At 68.0% G+C, this 20,134-nt stretch carries 17 protein-coding genes and 1 tRNA gene; 9 read left to right on the plus strand and 9 right to left on the minus strand.

The window, feature by feature from the left end:
* The first annotated feature begins 108 nt into the window (after positions 1-108).
* The gene (locus B1H29_RS37435) at positions 109-363 is read left to right on the plus strand and encodes a hypothetical protein (RefSeq protein WP_234393206.1); all 255 of its coding nucleotides are present in this window, start codon (positions 109-111) and stop codon (positions 361-363) included.
* A 55-nt stretch (positions 364-418) separates the two neighbouring features.
* Here the strand turns inward: B1H29_RS37435 and B1H29_RS18510 are convergent.
* From B1H29_RS18510 to dnaA, 9 genes are all read right to left on the minus strand, one after another.
* Positions 419-495 (minus strand) — tRNA-Ile (locus B1H29_RS18510).
* Positions 496-595: 100 nt separating this feature from the next.
* Positions 596-1,321: a DUF3566 domain-containing protein gene (locus B1H29_RS18515; protein ID WP_167392541.1), complete on the minus strand. Its 726-nt coding sequence runs from the start codon at positions 1,319-1,321 to the stop codon at positions 596-598.
* 18 nt (positions 1,322-1,339) lie between these two features.
* A complete protein-coding gene (gene gyrA / locus B1H29_RS18520; RefSeq protein WP_055422148.1) occupies positions 1,340-3,934 on the minus strand; it encodes a DNA gyrase subunit A in 2,595 nt (864 codons plus the stop codon).
* Between the two features lie 42 nt (positions 3,935-3,976).
* On the minus strand, positions 3,977-6,037 hold the full coding sequence (gene gyrB / locus B1H29_RS18525; RefSeq protein ID WP_199832461.1) for a DNA topoisomerase (ATP-hydrolyzing) subunit B: 2,061 nt from the start codon (positions 6,035-6,037) through the stop codon (positions 3,977-3,979).
* 434 nt (positions 6,038-6,471) lie between these two features.
* Positions 6,472-7,104 carry a DUF721 domain-containing protein gene (locus B1H29_RS18530; RefSeq protein ID WP_234393205.1) on the minus strand — a complete coding sequence of 211 codons (633 nt, stop codon included), beginning with the start codon at positions 7,102-7,104 and terminating at the stop codon, positions 6,472-6,474.
* The gene (gene recF, locus B1H29_RS18535; protein ID WP_055422146.1) at positions 7,101-8,222 is read right to left on the minus strand and encodes a DNA replication/repair protein RecF; all 1,122 of its coding nucleotides are present in this window, start codon (positions 8,220-8,222) and stop codon (positions 7,101-7,103) included. Before recF ends, B1H29_RS18530 begins: the two co-directional genes overlap by 4 nt.
* A gap of 30 nt (positions 8,223-8,252) precedes the next feature.
* The gene (gnd, locus tag B1H29_RS18540; protein ID WP_055422145.1) at positions 8,253-9,128 is read right to left on the minus strand and encodes a phosphogluconate dehydrogenase (NAD(+)-dependent, decarboxylating); all 876 of its coding nucleotides are present in this window, start codon (positions 9,126-9,128) and stop codon (positions 8,253-8,255) included.
* Between the two features lie 198 nt (positions 9,129-9,326).
* The gene (dnaN, locus tag B1H29_RS18545; RefSeq protein WP_055422144.1) at positions 9,327-10,457 is read right to left on the minus strand and encodes a DNA polymerase III subunit beta; all 1,131 of its coding nucleotides are present in this window, start codon (positions 10,455-10,457) and stop codon (positions 9,327-9,329) included.
* 1,017 nt (positions 10,458-11,474) lie between these two features.
* On the minus strand, positions 11,475-13,439 hold the full coding sequence (gene dnaA, locus B1H29_RS18555; protein WP_055422143.1) for a chromosomal replication initiator protein DnaA: 1,965 nt from the start codon (positions 13,437-13,439) through the stop codon (positions 11,475-11,477).
* A gap of 376 nt (positions 13,440-13,815) precedes the next feature.
* On the opposite strand from dnaA, the gene rpmH reads away from it, so the two are divergent.
* The 8 genes from rpmH (at position 13,816) to B1H29_RS18595 (ending at position 19,859) form a co-directional block, all read left to right on the plus strand.
* The gene (gene rpmH, locus B1H29_RS18560; protein ID WP_003975051.1) at positions 13,816-13,953 is read left to right on the plus strand and encodes a 50S ribosomal protein L34; all 138 of its coding nucleotides are present in this window, start codon (positions 13,816-13,818) and stop codon (positions 13,951-13,953) included.
* 21 nt (positions 13,954-13,974) lie between these two features.
* Complete coding sequence (gene rnpA, locus B1H29_RS18565; protein ID WP_079160304.1) at positions 13,975-14,346, plus strand: ribonuclease P protein component; 372 nt, start codon at positions 13,975-13,977, stop codon at positions 14,344-14,346.
* Complete coding sequence (yidD, locus tag B1H29_RS18570) at positions 14,343-14,717, plus strand: membrane protein insertion efficiency factor YidD (RefSeq protein WP_055422142.1); 375 nt, start codon at positions 14,343-14,345, stop codon at positions 14,715-14,717. Before rnpA ends, yidD begins: the two co-directional genes overlap by 4 nt.
* A gap of 3 nt (positions 14,718-14,720) precedes the next feature.
* A complete protein-coding gene (yidC, locus tag B1H29_RS18575) occupies positions 14,721-16,004 on the plus strand; it encodes a membrane protein insertase YidC (protein ID WP_055422141.1) in 1,284 nt (427 codons plus the stop codon).
* A 15-nt stretch (positions 16,005-16,019) separates the two neighbouring features.
* Positions 16,020-16,532 carry a protein jag gene (locus B1H29_RS18580; protein WP_055422140.1) on the plus strand — a complete coding sequence of 171 codons (513 nt, stop codon included), beginning with the start codon at positions 16,020-16,022 and terminating at the stop codon, positions 16,530-16,532.
* A gap of 124 nt (positions 16,533-16,656) precedes the next feature.
* Positions 16,657-17,376 carry a 16S rRNA (guanine(527)-N(7))-methyltransferase RsmG gene (gene rsmG, locus B1H29_RS18585; RefSeq protein WP_055422139.1) on the plus strand — a complete coding sequence of 240 codons (720 nt, stop codon included), beginning with the start codon at positions 16,657-16,659 and terminating at the stop codon, positions 17,374-17,376.
* Positions 17,377-17,676: 300 nt separating this feature from the next.
* Positions 17,677-18,750: a ParA family protein gene (locus B1H29_RS18590; protein ID WP_167392602.1), complete on the plus strand. Its 1,074-nt coding sequence runs from the start codon at positions 17,677-17,679 to the stop codon at positions 18,748-18,750.
* A complete protein-coding gene (locus B1H29_RS18595; protein ID WP_055422137.1) occupies positions 18,747-19,859 on the plus strand; it encodes a ParB/RepB/Spo0J family partition protein in 1,113 nt (370 codons plus the stop codon). Before B1H29_RS18590 ends, B1H29_RS18595 begins: the two co-directional genes overlap by 4 nt.
* The last annotated feature ends 275 nt before the right edge of the window (positions 19,860-20,134 follow it).

Consider the following 20,134-nt stretch of genomic DNA (forward strand, 5'->3'; position numbering starts at 1 on the left):
CGCGAGTGCAGCGAATGAATGGCCGGCCTGCTGGCTGCAGCACATCGTCGCCCCGGAGCGCGAGCCCAACACGTACGTCAAGCACGAGTCCAGGGTGCGGCTCACCTGGTGCCCCGAACCGTCACAGTCGGTACTCCGCTCCCGAGGTTCTGCGCTCGCGTTCCGGAGGAGCGCCGGGAGCCCCAGGGGCTGGAGCGGAAGATCACCGGTGGCCACTGGGCGCAGGAGCCAGGCCATGACCTGGCCTTCTCCGCCGGGCACGGCTGCATGACCACGGACGTCTACACCCACGTGGTCGGCGACAGTGAGCGCGAAGCAGTGGGCATGCTCGCCGAGCTTCTGGAAGATCCGCTCATCGGCTGATGTCAGCCATGGATGTCAAAGACCCCCAGCCGCTGCCGACTGGGGGTCTTCTCGCTGGTGGGGCTAACAGGATTTGAACCTGTGGCCTCATCCTTATCAGGGATGCGCTCTAACCAACTGAGCTATAGCCCCGCCGCGCTCTGCGGTGTATGTCCCGCGCGCTGACTCCTGAAGATTAGCGCACGAGGCGGGCAGTCCCAAAATCGGTTGGCGCCAGGCCGGCGAGCGACGATCACTCGTCCTCGGCGAGCGTCAGCTCCACGCCGCCGACGAAGCCGGCGGACAGGTTGTAGATGAAGGCGCCGAGCGTGGCCAGCGCCGTCGCGAGGACGACGTCGATGACCGCGATGACCGTCGTGAACAGCAGCACGTTGGGCAGCGACAGGAAGGACTGCAGGTCGAAACCGTTGGACTCGTTGGAGCCGGTCGCCTCGGAGATCGTGCCGCCGACCGTCGAGAAGACGCCCATGGCGTCCATGACCATCCACAGCACGGCGGACGCGACGATCGTGCAGATGCCGAGCGCGATGGAGAGCAGGAAGCTGACCTTCATCACCGACCACGGGTCGGCCTTCGCCACCCGCAGGCGTGCCTTGCGCACGCGGGGAGTGGTGCGGGCGCCGGTACGCGGGCGGCGCACCGTGGCGGACGCGTTGCCGCCCTGGGTCTGGTAGGCCTGCGGCGGGTGGTACGGCCCGCCGGGCTGCTGGGGCTGCCGTTCTCCCGGCAGCGGCGAGGCCGCCGCTTGAGTCTGCTGGCCTCGGGTGTCCGTCACAGTTCCCCCCTGGGATCCATGCGTCTTGGACGAGCTCGCCGAGTGGGAACCGGTCGCGTCGTCGTCGATCTTGCGCAGTTGAGTCGTGTGCGAATCCGTCGCACGCGCGGCGGAGCCACGGCCGCCGTCCGTTTCCGTACCCCTGGAGGTACCGGTCGATCCGGCGCCCGTGGCTCCGCTCACGATGACTCTCTCCTCGTGCTACTCGGCCGAGGGCGCCTCACCCTCGTCCGTGCCGGTGGTCCCGGCACTCTCGGCGGTTTCGTCGACGACCACATCGCCGTCGACCTCCTCCGCCTCGCGTCCCGCCTCGGCGTTGCGTGCGATGCCGACGACGGCATCGCGCTTGCCCAGATTGATCAGTTGGACACCCATGGTGTCACGGCCCGTCTCCCTGACCCCGCTGACTCGCGTACGAATCACACCGCCCGAGAGTGTGATGGCGAGGATCTCGTCGTGCTCCTCGACCACCAGCGCGCCCACGAGCGATCCACGGTCCTCGACGATCTTGGCAGCCTTGATGCCGAGGCCGCCGCGGCCCTGGACGCGGTACTCGTCGACAGAGGTCCGCTTCGCGTACCCGCCGTCGGTGGCAGTGAACACGAACGTACCGGCTCGAACAACATTCATCGAGAGCAGTTGGTCCCCTTCGCGGAAACTCATGCCCTTCACGCCCGAGGTGGCACGCCCCATGGGACGCAGTGTGTCGTCCGAGGCGGTGAACCTGATCGACTGTGCCTTCTTGCTGATCAACAGTAGATCGTCGTCGGCCGAGACGAGTTCGGCTCCGATCAGTTCGTCGTCGGAACCGTCCGCCTGCTCGCGAAGGTTGATGGCGATCACGCCACCCGAGCGCGGCGAGTCGTAGTCCTTCAGCGGCGTCTTCTTCACCAGGCCCGCCTTCGTGGCCAGGACCAGGTAGGGCACCGCCTCGTAGTCGCGGATCGCGCGGATCTGGGCGATCGTCTCGTCCGGCTGGAAGGCCAGCAGGTTGGCCACGTGCTGGCCGCGCGCGTCCCGGCCGGCGTCGGGCAGCTCGTAGGCCTTCGCCCGGTAGACCCGGCCCTTGTTGGTGAAGAACAGCAGCCAGTGGTGCGTGGTGGACACGAAGAAGTGGTTGACGATGTCGTCTTCCTTGAGCTTCGTGCCGCGTACGCCCTTGCCGCCGCGCTTCTGGGCCCGGTAGTCGTCGGTCTTGGTGCGCTTGATGTAGCCGCCACGCGTGACCGTGACGACGATGTCCTCCTCGGCGATCAGGTCCTCGATGGACATGTCGCCCTCGTACGGGATCAGCTTGGTCTTGCGGTCGTCGCCGTACTTCTCGACGAGCGCGGCCAGCTCCTCGCTGACGATCCCCCGCTGGCGGACCGGCGAGGCGAGGATCTCCTGGTACTCGGTGATCTTCGCCTGGAGTTCGTCGTGTTCCCGGACGATCTTCTGACGCTCCAGCGCCGCCAGGCGGCGCAGCTGCATCTCCAGGATCGCGTTGGCCTGGATCTCGTCGATCTCCAGGAGGTCCATCAGGCCCCCGCGCGCGATCTCCACGGTGTCACTGCGCCGGATCAGCGCGATAACCTCGTCGATGGCGTCCAGGGCCTTGAGCAGGCCGCGCAGGATGTGCGCCCGCTCCTCGGCCTTGCGCAGGCGGAACTTCGTCCGCCGGACGATGACCTCGATCTGGTGGTTCACCCAGTGGCGGATGAACGCGTCCAGTGAGAGAGTGCGCGGAACGCCGTCGACCAGGGCCAGCATGTTGGCGCTGAAGTTCGACTGCAGGTCGGTGTGCTTGTACAGGTTGTTCAGCACGACCTTGGCGACCGCGTCCCGCTTGAGCACGATGACCAGGCGCTGACCGGTGCGGGACGACGTCTCGTCACGGACGTCCGCGATGCCGCCGATCTTGCCGTCCTTCACCAGGTCGGCGATCTTCTGCGCGAGGTTGTCGGGGTTGGTCTGGTACGGCAGCTCCGTGACCACCAGGCACTGGCGGTTCTGGATCTCCTCGACCTCGACGACCGCGCGCATGGTGATCGAACCGCGCCCGGTGCGGTAGGCCTCCTCGATGCCCTTGCGGCCCACCACCAGCGCGCCGGTCGGGAAGTCGGGGCCCTTGATGCGCTCGATGAGCGCGTCCAGCAGCTCCTCGTGCGAGGCCTCGTAGTTCTCCAGGTACCACCGGGCGCCGGCCGCCACCTCGCGCAGGTTGTGCGGCGGGATGTTGGTCGCCATGCCGACCGCGATGCCCGCCGAGCCGTTGATCAGCAGGTTCGGGAAGCGGGCGGGCAGGACCGTCGGCTCCTGGGAGCGGCCGTCGTAGTTGTCCGTGAAGTCGACGGTCTCCTCGTCGATGTCCCGGACCATCTCCATGGCCAGCGGCGCCATCTTGCACTCGGTGTACCGCATGGCCGCCGCCGGGTCGTTGCCCGGCGAGCCGAAGTTGCCATTGGAGTCGACGAGCGGCATCCGCATCGACCACGGCTGGGCGAGGCGGACCAGGGCGTCGTAGATGGAGGAGTCGCCGTGCGGGTGGTAGTTGCCCATGACGTCGCCGACGACGCGGGCGCACTTGTAGAAGCCGCGCTCGGGGCGGTAGCCGCCGTCGTACATGGCGTACAGCACGCGGCGGTGGACGGGCTTGAGGCCGTCGCGGACGTCGGGCAGCGCACGCGAGACGATGACGGACATCGCGTAGTCGAGGTACGAGCGCTGCATCTCCGTCTCGAGCCCGACGGGCTCGACACGCATCGCCAGGGCGTCACCCTCGGGCGTCGTCACAGGGGTGTTCTCGTCGGTCATTGCTGGTGAAGGTCCTTCCTGGTGCGGTCAGCCGAGACCGACTCAGATGTCGAGGAAGCGGACGTCCTTGGCGTTGCGCTGGATGAACGCGCGCCGGGCCTCGACGTCCTCGCCCATCAGCACCGAGAACAGGTCGTCGGCCTGCGCGGCGTCGTCGAGCGTGACCTGGCCGAGCACCCGGTGCTCCTGGTCCATGGTCGTGATGCGCAGCTCCTCGGCGTTCATCTCGCCGAGGCCCTTGAAGCGCTGCACGGAGTCCTCGCGGATGCGCTTGCCGGCGTTGCGGCCCATCTCGATCAGCGCGTCGCGCTCGCGGTCGGAGTACGCGTACTCGAAGTCGTCCCGGCCCCACTTGATCTTGTAGAGCGGCGGACGGGAGAGGTACACGTGCCCGGACTCGACCAGCGGCCGCATGAAACGGAACAGGAAGGTCAGCAGCAGGGTGTTGATGTGCTGGCCGTCGACGTCGGCGTCCGCCATGAGAATGATCTTGTGGTAGCGGAGCTTCTCGATGTCGAAGTCCTCGTGCACACCCGTGCCGAACGCGGAGATCATCGCCTGGATCTCCTGGTTCTGCAGGATCCGGTCGATGCGTGCCTTCTCGACGTTGAGGATCTTGCCGCGGATCGGGAGGATCGCCTGGTACTGCGGGTTCCGGCCGGACTTGGCGGAGCCGCCGGCGGAGTCGCCCTCGACGATGAAGATCTCGCACTTGGTCGGGTCGTTCGACTGGCAGTCGGACAGCTTGCCCGGCAGCGACGCCGTCTCCAGCAGACCCTTGCGGCGGGTCAGGTCACGGGCCTTGCGGGCCGCCACACGCGCGGTGGCCGCCTGGATGCCCTTGCGGATGATGTCCGCCGCCTCGTTCGGATTGCGGTCGAGCCAGTCGGCCAGGTGCTCGTAGACCACCCGCTGGACGAAGGTCTTGACCTCCGTGTTGCCCAGCTTGGTCTTGGTCTGGCCCTCGAACTGCGGCTCGCCCAGCTTCACCGAGATGATCGCCGTCAGACCCTCGCGGATGTCGTCACCCGTGAGGTTGTCGTCCTTCTCGCGCAGCAGGCGCTTGTCGCGCGCGTACTTGTTGATGAGCGAGGTCAGCGCCGCACGGAAGCCCTCCTCGTGCGTGCCGCCCTCGTGGGTGTGGATGATGTTGGCGAAGGAGTAGACACCCTCGGTGTAGCCGCCGTTCCACTGCATGGCGATCTCGAGGGACAGGCTCTTGTCCTTGTCCTCGGCCTCGAGGTCGATCACCGTGGGGTGCACCAGCTCTCCCTTGCGGGAGTTGAGGTACTTCACGAAGTCGACGATGCCGCCCTCGTAGTGGTACGAGACGGTCTTGACCTCGTGCTTCTCGTCCTCGCCCGCCTCGTCCGCGCCGGCTGTGGCCTTCGCCGACTCGCGTTCGTCGGTGAGGTTGATACTCAGGCCCTTGTTGAGGAAGGCCATCTCCTGGAAGCGCCGCGAGAGCGTCTCGAAGGAGTAATCGGTGGTCTCGAAGATGTCACCGTCGGCCCAGAAGGTGACCGACGTGCCGGTCTCCTCGGTGGCCTCGTGCCGTGCCAGCGGTGCCGTGGGTACACCCAGCTTGTAGTCCTGCGTCCAGCGGTAGCCGTCGGTCCGGACCTCTACGGCGACCCTCGTGGAGAGGGCGTTGACGACGGAGACGCCCACGCCGTGCAGACCACCGGAGACCGCGTAACCGCCGCCACCGAACTTGCCGCCCGCGTGCAGCACGGTCAGCACGACCTCGACGGCGGGCTTGCCCTCGGAGGGGACGATGCCCACCGGGATGCCACGGCCGTTGTCGACGACCCGGACACCGCCGTCGGCGAGGATCGTGACGTCCACCGTGTCCGCGTGACCGGCCAGCGCCTCGTCGACGGAGTTGTCCACGACCTCCTGCACCAGGTGGTGCAGGCCACGTTCACCGGTCGAGCCGATGTACATACCGGGTCGCTTGCGGACCGCGTCCAGACCCTCGAGGACGGTGATGGCACTGGCGTCGTACGAGGCGGGCACCTCGGCGTTCGAGGTGCTCACCGCGTCGTTGACGCCGGTGTCGGTGGACGGGTTGTTCTCGTTGGGGTTGCCGGAATCGGCCACGAAGCGCCCTTTCTGGCACAGCACGAGCCGGGCTCGTCGGCGGGTTGCCGGAGCGGCTGCGGCATGTTGCGTTGGTAAGCCTTGATCAGCGTTGCTCAGCTAGTCCCGGACGGTCCCCACGTTCGGGGCGGGATTGTCTTCCATTCTACCGGTACCACTGACACTGATGGGGGTTTGCCGGTACCTGAGTCCGCATGTGCCGCCCTGAACGAGGCTCGTCCGACTCCCGATATGGGGATGGGGGCCCCAAGAGGCTCACAACGGCACTCAGCGCTTCGAGGCGTCAACCCTTGGCTACTTGGGAGTCAGATCGTGATTCGCAACCGTGTGCGGTTGCGCGACGAAGGGTGCGCCGGCGGTTCACGCCTGCCGCCGGCACTCGAATATGTGAGGTACATCACCTCATACTGGCGGGGCGTCAGATCGTTCGGGCGTCACCCGTAGGTGTCGCCCGGCCCCTGGCTTCCGGGCGCGCGCAGCGGCCCGTAACGACGCCCGGGACCCCCGGGGCCACCGGGACCCAGCACCTTGATCACCCGCACCGACCCGTGCCCGAGGTCCTCGTTCAGGCGAGCCACCAGCGTGGGGGCGAGCAGCCGCAGATTCGTCGCCCACGCCGTCGAGTCACAGCGGACGACCAGCACCCGCTCGTCCTCGTCATACCGCTCCGGCACACAGTGCTTGGCCACGTCCGCACCGACGATCTCCGGCCAGCGGCCCATCACCCCGCCCACCGCCGCCGGCGTCTCCCAGCCGCGCTCGGTGATCAGCCGGTTGATCGCCGATCCCAGCGCCATCGGATCACGGCCGTCGGCACGCGCCCCGGAGCGCAGGCCACCGCGCCGCGCCTGCTTCTTCTGCTGCGCCGCGTCACCACGCGCGCGTGCCGCCGCCCGCGCCGCCCTGAGCGCCACCCGCGCGAGGTCGACCCCCGACGGCTCCGGACTCCCGCCGCCGGCGCCACCGTCACCCTGGCCCGTACCGCCGCCGATGCCGTTGCTGCCGCCGATGCCGCCGATGCCGCCGTTGCCGAAGGACTTCGCGGCAGCCGGTTCGTCCGTGCTCATACGCGCTCCACCGACCCCTCGGCCACCGTGAACCGCGCACCCGCCAGCACACCCGGGACATCGTCGTCGACCGCGGCCGTCACCAGCACCTGCTCACCGGGCGCCACCAGCTCGGCCAACCGCTCCCGGCGCCGCGCGTCCAGCTCGGCGAAGACGTCGTCGAGGACGAGGACCGGCTCATTGCCTTCCGCCCTGAGGAGATCGAACGACGCCAGCCGCAACGCCAGGGCGTAGGACCACGACTCTCCGTGGGAGGCGTACCCCTTGGCCGGTAGCTGACCGAGTTTGAGAAGCAGATCGTCCCGGTGCGGCCCCACCAGGGTCACCCCCCGCTCGATCTCCTGCTTGCGGGCTTCGGCGAGCGCGGCCATGAGCTGCTCGAACAGGTCCTCACGCGTATGCGCCTCGCCGGGCGCCGACGACTTGTACTCCAGGGCGACGGGACCACCGCCCGGCGCCAGCCGCTCGTACGCCTTGTCCGCCAGCGGCTGCACGGCGGCGATCAGGTCGAGGCGCTGAGCCAGCAGCTCCGCACCCGCGCGCGCGAGGTGCTGGTCCCAGACGTCCAGCGTGGACAGGTCCATGGTGCGTCCGCCGTGCCGGCGGGCCAACGCGGCCGACTTCAGCAGGGTGTTGCGCTGCTTGAGGACCCGGTCGTAGTCGGAACGCACCCCGGCCATCCGCGGCGAGCGCGCGGTGATCAGCTCGTCCAGGAAACGGCGCCGCTCACCGGGGTCGCCCTTCACCAGGGCCAGATCCTCGGGCGCGAACAGCACGGTGCGCACGATGCCGAGCACGTCACGGGGTCTGACCTGCGAGGACCTGTTGATGCGGGCACGGTTGGCCCGGCCCGGGTTCAGCTCCAGCTCGATGAGCTGCTGCCGCTCGCCCTGCCGGACCTGGGCACGGATGACGGCGCGCTCGGCGCCCATGCGCACCAGGGGGGCGTCTGAGGAGACGCGGTGGCTGCCGAGGGTGGCCAGGTAGCCGACCGCCTCGACGAGATTCGTCTTGCCCTGCCCGTTCGGACCGACGAAGGCGGTGACGCCCGGGTCCAGCGGCACCTCGACCCGGGCGTACGAACGGAAGTCGGCCAGCGACAGATGCGTGACGTGCATGGTCGTGCGCCGACCTCCCCAGCCTTTCGGTTACTTCTTCTCGACCGCGTGGCCGCCGAACTGGTTGCGCAGCGCGGCGATCATCTTCATCTGCGGCGAGTCGTCCTGCCGGGACGCGAACCGCGCGAACAGCGACGCAGTGATCGCCGGCAGCGGCACCGCGTTGTCGATCGCGGCCTCCACAGTCCAGCGTCCCTCACCGGAGTCCTGTGCGTAACCCCGCAGGTCACCCAGGTGTTCGTCTTCGTCGAGCGCGTTGACGGCCAGGTCGAGGAGCCAGGAGCGGATGACGGTGCCCTCCTGCCAGGAGCGGAAGACCTCGCGGACGTTGTCCACGGAGTCGACCTTCTCCAGCAGTTCCCAGCCCTCGGCGTAGGCCTGCATCATCGCGTACTCGATGCCGTTGTGGACCATCTTCGCGAAGTGGCCCGCGCCGACCTTGCCGGCGTGCACGGCGCCGAAATCGCCCTCCGGCTTGAGGACGTCGAAGACCGGCTGCACCTTGGCGACGTTCTCCGCGTCGCCGCCGTACATCAGCGCGTAGCCGTTCTCCAGGCCCCACACGCCACCGGAGACGCCGCAGTCGACGAAGCCTATGCCCTTGGCGGCCAGCTCCTCGGCGTGCTTCTCGTCGTCCGTCCAGCGGGAGTTCCCGCCGTCCACGACCACGTCACCGGGCTCCAGCAGCTCGCCGAGCCGGTCGACGGTGGCCTGGGTGGCCTCGCCGGCCGGGACCATGACCCAGACCACGCGCGGGGCGCTGAGCTTGCCCACAAGCTCTTCCAGGCTGTGGACATCGGCGAGGTCCGGATTGCGGTCGTATCCGACGACGGTGTGGCCCGCGCGGCGGATCCGCTCGCGCATGTTGCCGCCCATCTTGCCGAGGCCGACGAGACCGAGCTCCATCAGTTGCGTTCCTTAGGTGTGCGAGGTGGCGGGACGGCACGTCCTAACCCGCCGGATGCGTGCCGCGGCACTTTCGTACCCGTGTCGAGCCTAAACCCGAACGCCCGTGCACAGATGTGGGCGTACGCGCTCATACGTACGCCCTCACCTGCGGGTTTGTCCGCACCCTGTGGACAACCGGGGCCGAGCCACGAGGGCTCAGCCGCTCAGCCGCACCGGCATGATCAGGTACTTGTAGGCCTCGTCCGCCTCGGCGTCCACCGCGGGCTTGCCGCTGAGCAACGCCGGCTTGGTGGACGTCGTGAAGGAGAGCTGCGCCACCGGCGAGTCGATCGCGCTCAGACCGTCCAGCAGGAACGTCGGGTTGAAGGCGATCGAGATGTCGTCGCCCTCCAACTGCGCGTCGACCCTTTCCACAGCCTGTGCGTCGTCGCTGGAGCCGGCCTCCAGGATGAGGACGCCCTGCTCGAAGCTGAGCCGCACCGGGGTGTTGCGCTCGGCGACCAGGGCCACGCGCTTGACGGCCTCCACGAAGGGGGCGGTCTCGATCACGGCGACGCTGTTGAACTCCGTCGGGAACAGCGTCTTGTACTTCGGGAGGTCGCCCTCCAGCAGCCGGGTCGTCGTCCGGCGGCCCGCGCCCTCGAAACCGATCAGGCCCTCGCCCGCGCCCGAGCCGGACAGCGCCAGGATCACCTGGTCACCGCTGGTCAGCGCCTTGGCCGTGTCCTGCAGCGTCTTGGCGGGCACCAGTGCCACCGCGGAGACCTCCGGGTTCTCCGGCTTCCACAGGAACTCGCGGACCGCGAAGCGGTAGCGGTCGGTGGAGGCCAGCGTCACCGAGTCGCCCTCGATCTCGATGCGCACACCGGTGAGGACGGGCAGCGTGTCGTCACGGCCCGCGGCGATGGCGACCTGCTGCACGGCCGCGGCGAAGACCTCGCCGGGGACCGTACCCGTCGCCTCCGGCATCTGCGGCAGGGCCGGGTACTCCTCCACCGGCAGGGTGTGGAGGGTGAACCGCGAGGATCCGCAGACCACCGTCGCCCGTACACCGTCTGTGGAAATCTCCACCGGCCGGTTGGGGAGGGCGCGGGAGATGTCGGCGAGCAGGCGGCCGGAGACGAGGACCGTGCCCTCCTCCTCGATCTCCGCCTCCACCGAGACCCGCGCGGAGACCTCGTAGTCGAAGCTGGACAGGCTCAGCTGCCCCTCCTCGGCCTTCAGCAGCAGGCCCGCGAGGACCGGCGCCGGCGGACGGGCCGGGAGGCTGCGAGCCGCCCAGGCCACTGCCTCCGCGAGTACGTCGCGTTCCACCCGGATCTTCACTGTTGCCGCCTCCTGCTGTTGCCGGCGCTTCTCGCCCTGCCTGGCCTTCGTCGTCTGGTCGGTGTCGTCGGACCCCGTCAGGGGCAGAACACCGGGGACCAGTCTGACGCACCCCACTGACAGTAGGTGCCGTTCGGGGTCAAGTCGTGACGAGGGACGGTCGGGCCCGAGAGAGCGAGTTGTGCACAGGACCCGCTTCGAAACGAATTCCGCACTCTCTCTAGTCGGGAGTAGTAGTAGGGCCTGTGGATACCGTGGATAACCCCGTTTTCCCAGGTCAGAGCACGAATTTTGTCCACCGGGCCTGTGGGCGGAGCCGGTGGACAACCAGGCGTATCTGTGGAGAACAGAAAGTTCTGCACACTCCGTGCACAGGCAGAGGCGACTTCTCCCCAGATCCGTCCCCAGCTTTACCCGTGTTTCCCACAGCCCAACCAGACACCTTGATGTGACGCCTTTCACTCGAGGCGGTGACGGGGCGCGTCACGTTGCCGAACAGTGGACAGGCATGTGGAGAAGCTGGGGATCGCTGGGGACAACAGGCCCCAGCCTGTGGGTTGCCCGTGGACAACTTGATGCACAGCCTGTGGACCATTTTGTTGTCCACAGGCTGTGGAGAACTTTCGTCCACGGATCCACAGGGAGCTGACCTGCCCTGATGATCCCTCAACACCCTGGCCTGTGGACAGGATCGGGACAACTTCCCAGTCCCCAAGGTGTGGACGGAAAAAAGTCGCCGAATCTGTGGAGGGAGGCCGTAACCCGGAAGGTATTCGAACAGCGGGAGCGCGGCGGAGGAGACCCAGCGGCTACGGGAGGGGCGCCTACGGGTACGGGAGGACGTGTCGGCGAGCGTGGTTGAACCGCCTGAGAGCACGGGGAGGCGGCGGCGGGGGCACGGGGCGGGCGCGTGCGGGTCGGGGAAGACATGTCGGCGGGCACGGGTGAGGCGCCTGAGAGCACGGAAAGGCGCCCCAGAAGTGTCCGGGGCGCCTCGGGAGCCGGTGCCGGTGGCCGTCAGCCGTTCTTGATGCGGTTGGTCAGTTCGGTCACCTGGTTGTAGATGGAGCGCCGCTCGGCCATCAGATTGCGGATCTTGCGGTCGGCGTGCATCACCGTGGTGTGGTCCCGGCCGCCGAACAGCGCGCCGATCTTCGGCAGCGAGAGATCCGTCAGCTCGCGGCACAGGTACATGGCGATCTGCCGGGCGGTCACCAGCGCGCGCCCGCGCGAGGTGCCGCACAGGTCCTCGACGGTGAGGCCGAAGTAGTCGGCGGTGGCGCCCATGATGGCCGTGGACGTGATCTCGGGCGCCGAGTCCTCGCCGCCGGGGATCAGGTCCTTGAGGACGATCTCCGTCAGCCCGAGGTCGACCGGCTGCCGGTTGAGCGACGCGAACGCCGTCACCCTGATCAGCGCGCCCTCCAGCTCGCGGATGTTGCGCGAGATCCGGGAGGCGATGAACTCCAGTACCTCCGGCGGGGCGTTGAGCTGCTCCTGCACCGCCTTCTTGCGCAGGATCGCGATGCGGGTCTCCAGCTCGGGCGGCTGGACGTCGGTGATCAGGCCCCACTCGAAACGGTTCCGCAGCCGGTCCTCCAGCGTGACGAGCTGCTTCGGCGGCCGGTCGGAGGACAGGACGATCTGCTTGTTGGCGTTGTGGAGCGTGTTGAAGGTGTGGAAGAACTCCTCCTGCGTCGACTCCTTGTCCGCCAAAAACTGGATGTCGTCGACGAGCAGGATGTCCATCTCGCGGTAGCGCTTGCGGAAGCTGTCGCCCTTGCCGTCGCGGATGGAGTTGATGAACTCGTTGGTGAACTCCTCGGAGCTCACGTAGCGCACGCGCGTGCCCGGGTAGAGGCTGCGGGCGTAGTGCCCGATGGCGTGCAGGAGATGGGTCTTGCCCAGGCCCGACTCCCCGTAGATGAAGAGGGGGTTGTAGGCCTTCGCGGGTGCTTCGGCGACGGCGACGGCCGCCGCGTGGGCGAAGCGGTTGGAGGCGCCGATGACGAAGGTGTCGAAGAGGTACTTCGGGTTCAGCCGTGCGGTGGGCTCGCCGGGTCCGGTCGCCGGCGCGGGCTGTGCGGCCAGCGGGCCGGGGGCGCCGGTGGCGGGGCCGGGGCCCACGGGGCCGCCGCGGTGGACGTGGCCGGAGCCGGACGGCGGCTCGGGCAGGTCCCGCCGGGTGCCGCGCTGGTCGTAGTCGCCGCGCGGCTGGTCGTAGTCGTTGCGGGACTGCTCGTGGTCGCCGCGCTCGTGACCACCGCGTTTGTGACCGCCGCGCTCGTGACCGCCGCGTTCGTATTCACCGCGTTCGTATCCGCCGCGCTGGGTGTCGTAGGACGGGCGGTCCGGTGACTGCGGACGGTAGTCCTGCTGGTACGAGTCCTTGGGATACGGCTCCTGGCCGTAGGCGTCCTGGTGAGGCGACGCGTAAGGATCCCGTTCGGGGAAACCGAGACGCTGCTGCTGCCAGCCGTAGTCGTCCTGCTGCGCGGGGCGCGGCCAGGAACCCGGCTCGGGACGCTGGTACTCCTGCGGGTAGGCGGGGCGTGCGGTGGGGAGCTGGTCGGCGCGGTGGCGGCCGTACCCCTCGTACTCGTCGCGGCCGCCCTGGCCCTGGCCGGGGGCCGGGAGCTCGGGTTCCTCGTAGCGGGGCTGGGGGCGGGTGGGCGGTGCCTGGGAGGCGGGAGGCGCGGGTTCGCCGGCGGTGTCGTCGACGGTGATCGCGATGCGGATGGGACGGCCGCATTCACGGCTCAGGGTCTCGCTGACGACGGGGGCGAGACGGCCCTCCAGTACGCCCTTCGCAAATTCGTTCGGTACGGCGAGCAGGGCGGTGTCGGCGACCAACGCGAGGGGCTGGCAGCGCCGGATCCAGTGCTCGTCCTTCGACTCGACGCCCTGCCCGCGGTCCTCCCCGAGGAGTTGCTCCAGTACGCGTGGCCACACTGCGGCAAGATCGGCAGGTACGTCAGCCACAGGGCACGCTCTCTCACGAGTCCCTCGAAGGTGTGATTCGGGGACGGGTCGGGATGAAACTCGGATGGGGCAGGGATAAGGGAACGAATCGGAGTCCAGTCACGGTAGTCAGCGCGGCCGGTAGGGTTCAAGTTGTTGTCCCCAGCCTGTGGACAAGTGTCTCCCGGTCACCGCTGGTTTGACCGAATGGCGCAGTCCCACGTACCGTGACCAGGTCGAGTTGTCGATGGCTGCTGCCGCCTGCCTCCGATGGGCACAGGTCACGTCCAAGGTGATCGAAAAGCGGTGCACTCGGGCGTAACGCGAGCTACTCGTGGGCGCACGGTGACAGCCAGGACGGCACCCCGCCAACCCCGATTCTTTCTGGAGCCCCCGAGTGAGCAAGCGCACCTTCCAGCCGAACAACCGTCGCCGTGCGAAGACCCACGGTTTCCGGCTGCGTATGCGGACCCGTGCCGGCCGCGCGATTCTCGCGACTCGCCGCAGCAAGGGTCGCGCCCGTCTGTCCGCCTGATCCCGGTCAGGTCATGACATCGTGCTGCCCACCGAGAACCGGCTGAGGCGGCGCGAGGACTTCGCGACCGCGGTACGACGAGGCCGCCGGGCCGGACGCCCGGCCCTCGTCGTCCACCTTCGAAGCGGTGCCACGGACCCGCACGCGCCTGGGGAGAGCGCTCCCCCGACACGTGCGGGTTTCGTCGTGAGCAAAGCTGTGGGCGGTGCGGTGGTGCGCAACAAGGTGAAGCGCAGGCTTCGCCATCTGATGCGCGACCGGATCGACCTGTTTCCCCCCGGTAGCCTGGTAGTCGTACGAGCGCTACCCGGTGCGGGTGACGCCGACCATGCACTGCTGGCCCGAGACCTGGACGCCGCCCTGACGCGGCTACTGGGAGGGGGCGCGCGATGAAGTACCCGCTGCTGGCTCTGATCAAGCTGTACCAGTGGACGATCAGTCCGCTGCTGGGGCCGGTGTGCAAGTACTACCCGTCGTGTTCCCACTACGGCTACACGGCCATCGACCGGCACGGTGCTCTCAAGGGCACGGCGCTCACCGCCTGGCGCATCCTGCGGTGCAATCCGTGGTCGCCGGGCGGCGTGGACCATGTTCCGCCGCGGAAGCGCCCGCGGTGGCACGAAATGCTGCGTGACGCCTGGCGTGCACGCAAGGGCGGGCCCTCCGCCGCCGAACCGGCCATCGAAGGACAGGCCTCTCCCACGAGTCCGTCCCGTCCTTCGAGCCCGGCCGCAGAGACCCAGTCCCATGCCCAAGGAGCATGATTAGTGGACACGATTGCCAGCCTCTTCAGCTTCATCACGACACCTGTCTCCTGGGTCATCGTCCAGTTCCACAGCGTGTACGGCGCCATCTTCGGCCCGGACACCGGATGGGCCTGGGGCCTGTCCATCGTGTCCCTGGTGATCCTCATCCGCATCTGCCTGATCCCGCTCTTCGTGAAGCAGATCAAGGCGACGCGCGGGATGCAGACGCTCCAGCCGGAGATGAAGAAGATCCAGGAGCGCTACAAGAACGACAAGCAGCGCCAGTCCGAAGAGATGATGAAGCTGTACAAGGAGACGGGCACCAACCCGCTCTCCTCGTGCCTTCCCATCCTGGCGCAGTCCCCGTTCTTCTTCGCCCTCTACCACGTGCTCAACAGCATCGCGTCGAACGACACCATCGGTGTGATCAACGACCGCCTGCTGGAGAGTGCCCAGAAGGCCCACATCTTCGGTGCGCCGCTGGCGGCGAAGTTCACCGACGGCTCCTCCAAGGTGGAAGCCCTCGGGTCCTCGCTGACGGACGTCCGTGTCGTCACCGCGATCATGATCGTGCTGATGTCGGCGTCGCAGTTCTTCACCCAGCGCCAGCTCATGACCAAGAACGTCGACACGACGGTGAAGACGCCGTTCATGCAGCAGCAGAAGATGCTGATGTACGTCTTCCCGGTCATGTTCGCCGTCTTCGGCATCAACTTCCCCGTCGGTGTCCTCGTCTACTGGCTGACCACCAACGTGTGGACCATGGGCCAGCAGATGTACGTCATCCGCAACAACCCGACGCCGGGTTCCAAGGCCCAGGCGGCCTACCTGGAGCGCCTGCACAAGAACGTCACCCAGCACGGCAAGACGCGTGGTCGTGGTGAAAAGTCCATCGTGAAGGCCATCGTCGCCAAGGGCCGGGACCGCAACGAGTTCGAGCGGAAGTTCATCAACGGTCTGAACAAGGCGGGCCTGGCGGCCCAGACCGACGGCACCGTGGTGAAGAGTGACACCGCGGTCGCCGCCCAGACCGAGGACGGCGCGCCCGCGGCCACTCCGGCCACGCCCAGGCGTCAGCAGCCCAAGCGGCAGAGCAAGTCTCAGCGCCAGGCCACCAAGGTGGCCGGCGAGTCCGAGCCCAAGACCTCGCTGACCAAGTCGGACGAGCCGCAGGACGGCAAGCAGGACACCAAGCCCGCCGCCGCCAAGAAGCCGGCTCAGAAGTCCGGCGGCGGTGGCCGCAGCAAGGCCCAGTCCGGACAGCGCAAGGGCCCGCAGCGGCCCAAGTCCCCGTCGAAGAAGTAAGAAGGAGTCCATCCCGTGACGGAAGGCACCACCTCCGCCGCTGCCGAGGGCGCAGACACCCTGACTCGTCTCGAGAACGAGGGCGAGATCGCCGCGGACTACCTGGAGGGCCTGCTCGACATCGCCGACCTCGACGGCGACATCGACATGGATGTCGAGGCCGACCGTGCCTCTGTCTCGATCGTCAGCGACACGAACAGCCGTGACCTGCAGAAGCTGGTCGGCCGGGACGGCGAGGTGCTCGAGGCTCTGCAGGAGCTCACGCGCCTGGCCGTGCACCGGGAGACCGGCGAACGCAGCCGGCTGATGCTCGACATCGCCGGATACCGGGCCGACAAGCGCGCCGAGCTCTCCGAGCTGGGCGCCAAGGCCGCGGCCGAGGTGAGGAGCAGCGGCGAGCCCGCGCGGCTGAAGCCGATGACTCCGTTCGAGCGCAAGGTCGTGCACGACGCGGTCAAGGCGGCGGGGCTGCGCAGCGAGTCCGAGGGCGAGGAGCCGGAGCGCTTCGTCGTCGTGCTTCCCGCCTGATCGGTCCTCACGTTCTCCGGCCCCGTCTGTTGCGCAGGCGGGGCCGAATTTTGTCAGCCTGATAGTTCTGGTGGTTCTGGTACCGGCGACTGGTGCGCCGATGCCGTACGGAAGGACGGTCCCCGTGACGGAGGCAGCGGAGCTTCCCCCTGTGCCCGAGCAGGCACGCGACGTGTTCGGCGATCGGTACGCGGACGCGGTCCGCTACGCGGAGCTGCTTGCCGAGGCGGGGGTGAAGCGCGGTCTGATCGGTCCACGTGAGGTTCCCCGCCTGTGGGAGCGACACCTGCTGAACTGCGCGGTGCTCTCGGAGGTCGTGCCCGAGGGGGTGACGGTGTGCGACGTCGGTTCGGGTGCCGGATTGCCCGGGATCCCGCTGGCGCTCGTCCGGGAGGACCTGAAGATCACCCTTCTGGAGCCGCTGCTGCGGCGCACCAACTTCCTGACCGAGGTCGTGGAACTACTGGGCCTCGACCATGTCACGGTCGTGCGTGGCCGGGCCGAGGAGGTCATGGGGAAGATGCCACCCGTGCACGTGGTGACCGCCCGTGCCGTTGCTCCGCTGGACCGCCTGGCCACGTGGGGGGTCCCGCTGCTGCGCCCGTACGGAGAGATGCTCGCTCTCAAGGGCGACACGGCCGAGGAGGAGCTGAAGGCCGCGGCCACGGCACTGAGCAAGCTCGGAGCGGTGGACACGTCCATCCTGCACGTCGGCGAGGGGGTCGTGGACCCGATGTCCACCGTGGTGCGAGTGGAGGTCGGGGAGAGCCCTGGCGGCGTGCGCTTCGCCGCCAAGCGGGCCAAGGCGGCCCGGACGGGACGGGCGCGGCGGCGTCGCGGTTAGCCTCAGCCGGGCACCGGCGGCACCGGCGGCACTGATGCGCCCTGATGGTGAGCCGTACTCCACACAAGCTGCCGAACCTATGCATGCCGGAGTGTCGCGGCATTTTGGCATCGGCTGCTGTGCATCGTGTTTCACGTGAAACGTCGCTCACTGCTGCACGGCATCATCAGTCGCGGCCGCGCCGCGGCCGACCCCCGCGACCGAAAGCCTCTCGGGTCGCTCGGAGAGGGTACGGAGTTGTCCACAGAGGTGGATTTCTCCACAGAAGACCAGGCCTCACTGGTTCATGACCCCGAAGACATGGGAGGCTCTGTTCATTGCGAGCCTGAAGTCGAGGAGAGTGAATCCTTGCGGTCCGACGCCAATATCGCGGGACCGATGACCGATCCGGTCCCCGGTCCCCGTACCGAGTCGATGGGGGCGGATGTTTCACGTGAAACACCGCCTCCGATGGACGACACTCCGATCGGTCGTGCTGCCCAACTGGCGGTGGAAGCTCTGGGCCGCGCCGGTGAGGGACTGCCCCGACCCGAGCAGACCAGGGTCATGGTGGTCGCCAACCAGAAGGGCGGTGTGGGCAAGACGACGACGACCGTCAACCTTGCCGCGTCGCTGGCCCTGCACGGTGCCCGGGTCCTGGTAGTCGACCTCGACCCGCAGGGCAACGCCTCCACCGCGCTGGGCATCGACCACCACGCCGACGTCCCATCCATCTACGACGTACTGGTCGAGAGCAGGCCGCTGTCGGAGGTGGTCCAGCCGGTTCCCGACGTCGAGGGCCTCTTCTGTGCACCCGCCACGATCGATCTCGCCGGTGCGGAGATCGAACTGGTCTCTCTGGTGGCACGAGAGAGCCGGCTTCAGCGGGCGATCCAGGCGTACGAGCAGCCGCTGGACTACATCCTCATCGACTGCCCGCCCTCCCTCGGTCTGCTGACGGTCAACGCGCTGGTCGCGGGCCAGGAGGTGCTGATCCCGATCCAGTGCGAGTACTACGCGCTGGAAGGGCTGGGACAGTTGCTGCGCAACGTCGACCTGGTCCGTGGGCACCTCAACCCCACTCTGCATGTCTCGACGATCCTGCTCACCATGTACGACGGCCGGACGCGGCTCGCGTCTCAGGTCGCCGACGAGGTGCGCAGTCACTTCGGCGACGAGGTGCTGCGGACGAGCATTCCCCGTTCGGTCCGTATCTCCGAGGCCCCGAGCTACGGGCAGACGGTACTGACCTACGATCCAGGATCGAGCGGAGCCCTTTCCTATCTGGAGGCGGCACGCGAGATCGCGCTGAAGGGCGTGGGTGTCACTTACGACGCGACGCACGCACACATCGGCGCACAGAACGACCCGAGCATGGTGGAGGGGATCCAGTGAGTGAGCGACGGAGGGGGTTGGGCCGAGGTCTGGGCGCACTGATCCCCAACGCCCCAACGGAGAAGTCGGTGGCTTCGGCAGCGCTGGGGGACGCGGCTTCCGCGTCCCCGGGGACGCTGCCGCTGCTGCCGAGCGACCGCGGGGTGGCAGCGGCGAAGGTGGCCACGCTGCCGCCTGTTCCACGTGAAACGGAGGAGTCGGCGGCAGCCGGCCAGGCCTCGAGTGGTGTGGACTCGCTCAGGGCGCCTGTCGGGGCGCACTTCGCGGAGGTCCCGCTCGACGCCATCACACCGAACCCGAAGCAGCCGCGTAAGGACTTCGACGACGAGGCCCTGGCCGAGCTCGTCACCTCCATCAAGGAGGTGGGCCTGCTTCAGCCGGTCGTGGTCCGGCAGACAGGGCCCGGGCGCTACGAGCTCATCATGGGTGAGCGCCGTTTCCGGGCCTGCCGTGAGCTGGAGATGGACGCCATCCCGGCGATCGTGCGGGCTACGGAGGACGAGAAGCTCCTCCTGGACGCCCTACTGGAGAACCTTCACCGGGCGCAGCTCAACCCGCTGGAAGAGGCTTTCGCCTACGACCAGTTGCTGAAGGACTTCAACTGCACGCACGACCAGCTCGCGGACCGCATCGGCCGCTCTCGCCCTCAGGTCTCCAACACGCTCCGTCTGCTGAAGCTCTCGCCGAAGGTTCAGAACCGGGTGGCGGCTGGGGTGCTCTCCGCCGGGCATGCGCGGGCGCTGGTCTCCGTGGAGGACCCGGAGCAGCAGGACCGGCTGGCTCATCGGATCGTATCCGAGGGGCTTTCGGTGCGGTCGGTGGAAGAGATCGTGACCCTGATGGGTTCCAGGCCACAGAAGCCCCAGCGGGCCAAGGGGCCGCGCGCCGGTTCCCTGGTCTCGCCGGCGCTCTCGGACTTGGCGACGCGGCTCTCGGACCGTTTCGAGACGCGGGTGAAAGTCGACCTGGGGCAGAAGAAGGGAAAGATCACCGTGGAGTTCGCTTCCATGGAGGACCTCGAGCGCATCCTTGGGAGCCTTGCTCCTGGTGAAGGGCCGGTGCTCCAGAACGGACTTCTTGAGGACGAAGCCGAGGAGTCCGACTCCTGAGGTTTGCGTGGGTGGAGCACGTGTCGGTGCTCCACCTGCCGATGGGCGGGTCGTGGCCGGTGCGAACCGGAACACGGCCCGCCCTTTGCTTTCCGTCAGTGTCGGGGTCACCGCATCGTGGATACGATGCGATCAGGAAGGCGCAAGTACCTGGCAGCACCTCTGAGAGGAAGGCAGGGGCCATGCGAACGATGAGCCGTACCGGACTGATGAGCGCGGGCTTGGGGCTGGGCGCGGTCGGTGGGTTCATCGGCAGCCTGCTCAGGGAACGGAGC

The organism is Streptomyces pactum, from assembly GCF_002005225.1.
GTDB classification, from domain to species: Bacteria; Actinomycetota; Actinomycetes; order Streptomycetales; family Streptomycetaceae; genus Streptomyces; species Streptomyces pactum_A.

What these genes read in the sequence shown, in the direction of transcription:
- gyrA (WP_055422148.1), bottom strand. Translation starts at nt 3,934, where the DNA reads ATGACCGACGAGAACACCCCTGTGACGACGCCCGAGGGTGACGCCCTG.
- B1H29_RS18530 (WP_234393205.1), bottom strand. Translation starts at nt 7,104, where the DNA reads ATGAGCACGGACGAACCGGCTGCCGCGAAGTCCTTCGGCAACGGCGGC.
- recF (WP_055422146.1), bottom strand. Translation starts at nt 8,222, where the DNA reads ATGCACGTCACGCATCTGTCGCTGGCCGACTTCCGTTCGTACGCCCGG.
- gnd (WP_055422145.1), bottom strand. Translation starts at nt 9,128, where the DNA reads ATGGAGCTCGGTCTCGTCGGCCTCGGCAAGATGGGCGGCAACATGCGC.
- yidD (WP_055422142.1), top strand. Translation starts at nt 14,343, where the DNA reads ATGAAGTACCCGCTGCTGGCTCTGATCAAGCTGTACCAGTGGACGATC.
- B1H29_RS18590 (WP_167392602.1), top strand. Translation starts at nt 17,677, where the DNA reads ATGGGAGGCTCTGTTCATTGCGAGCCTGAAGTCGAGGAGAGTGAATCC.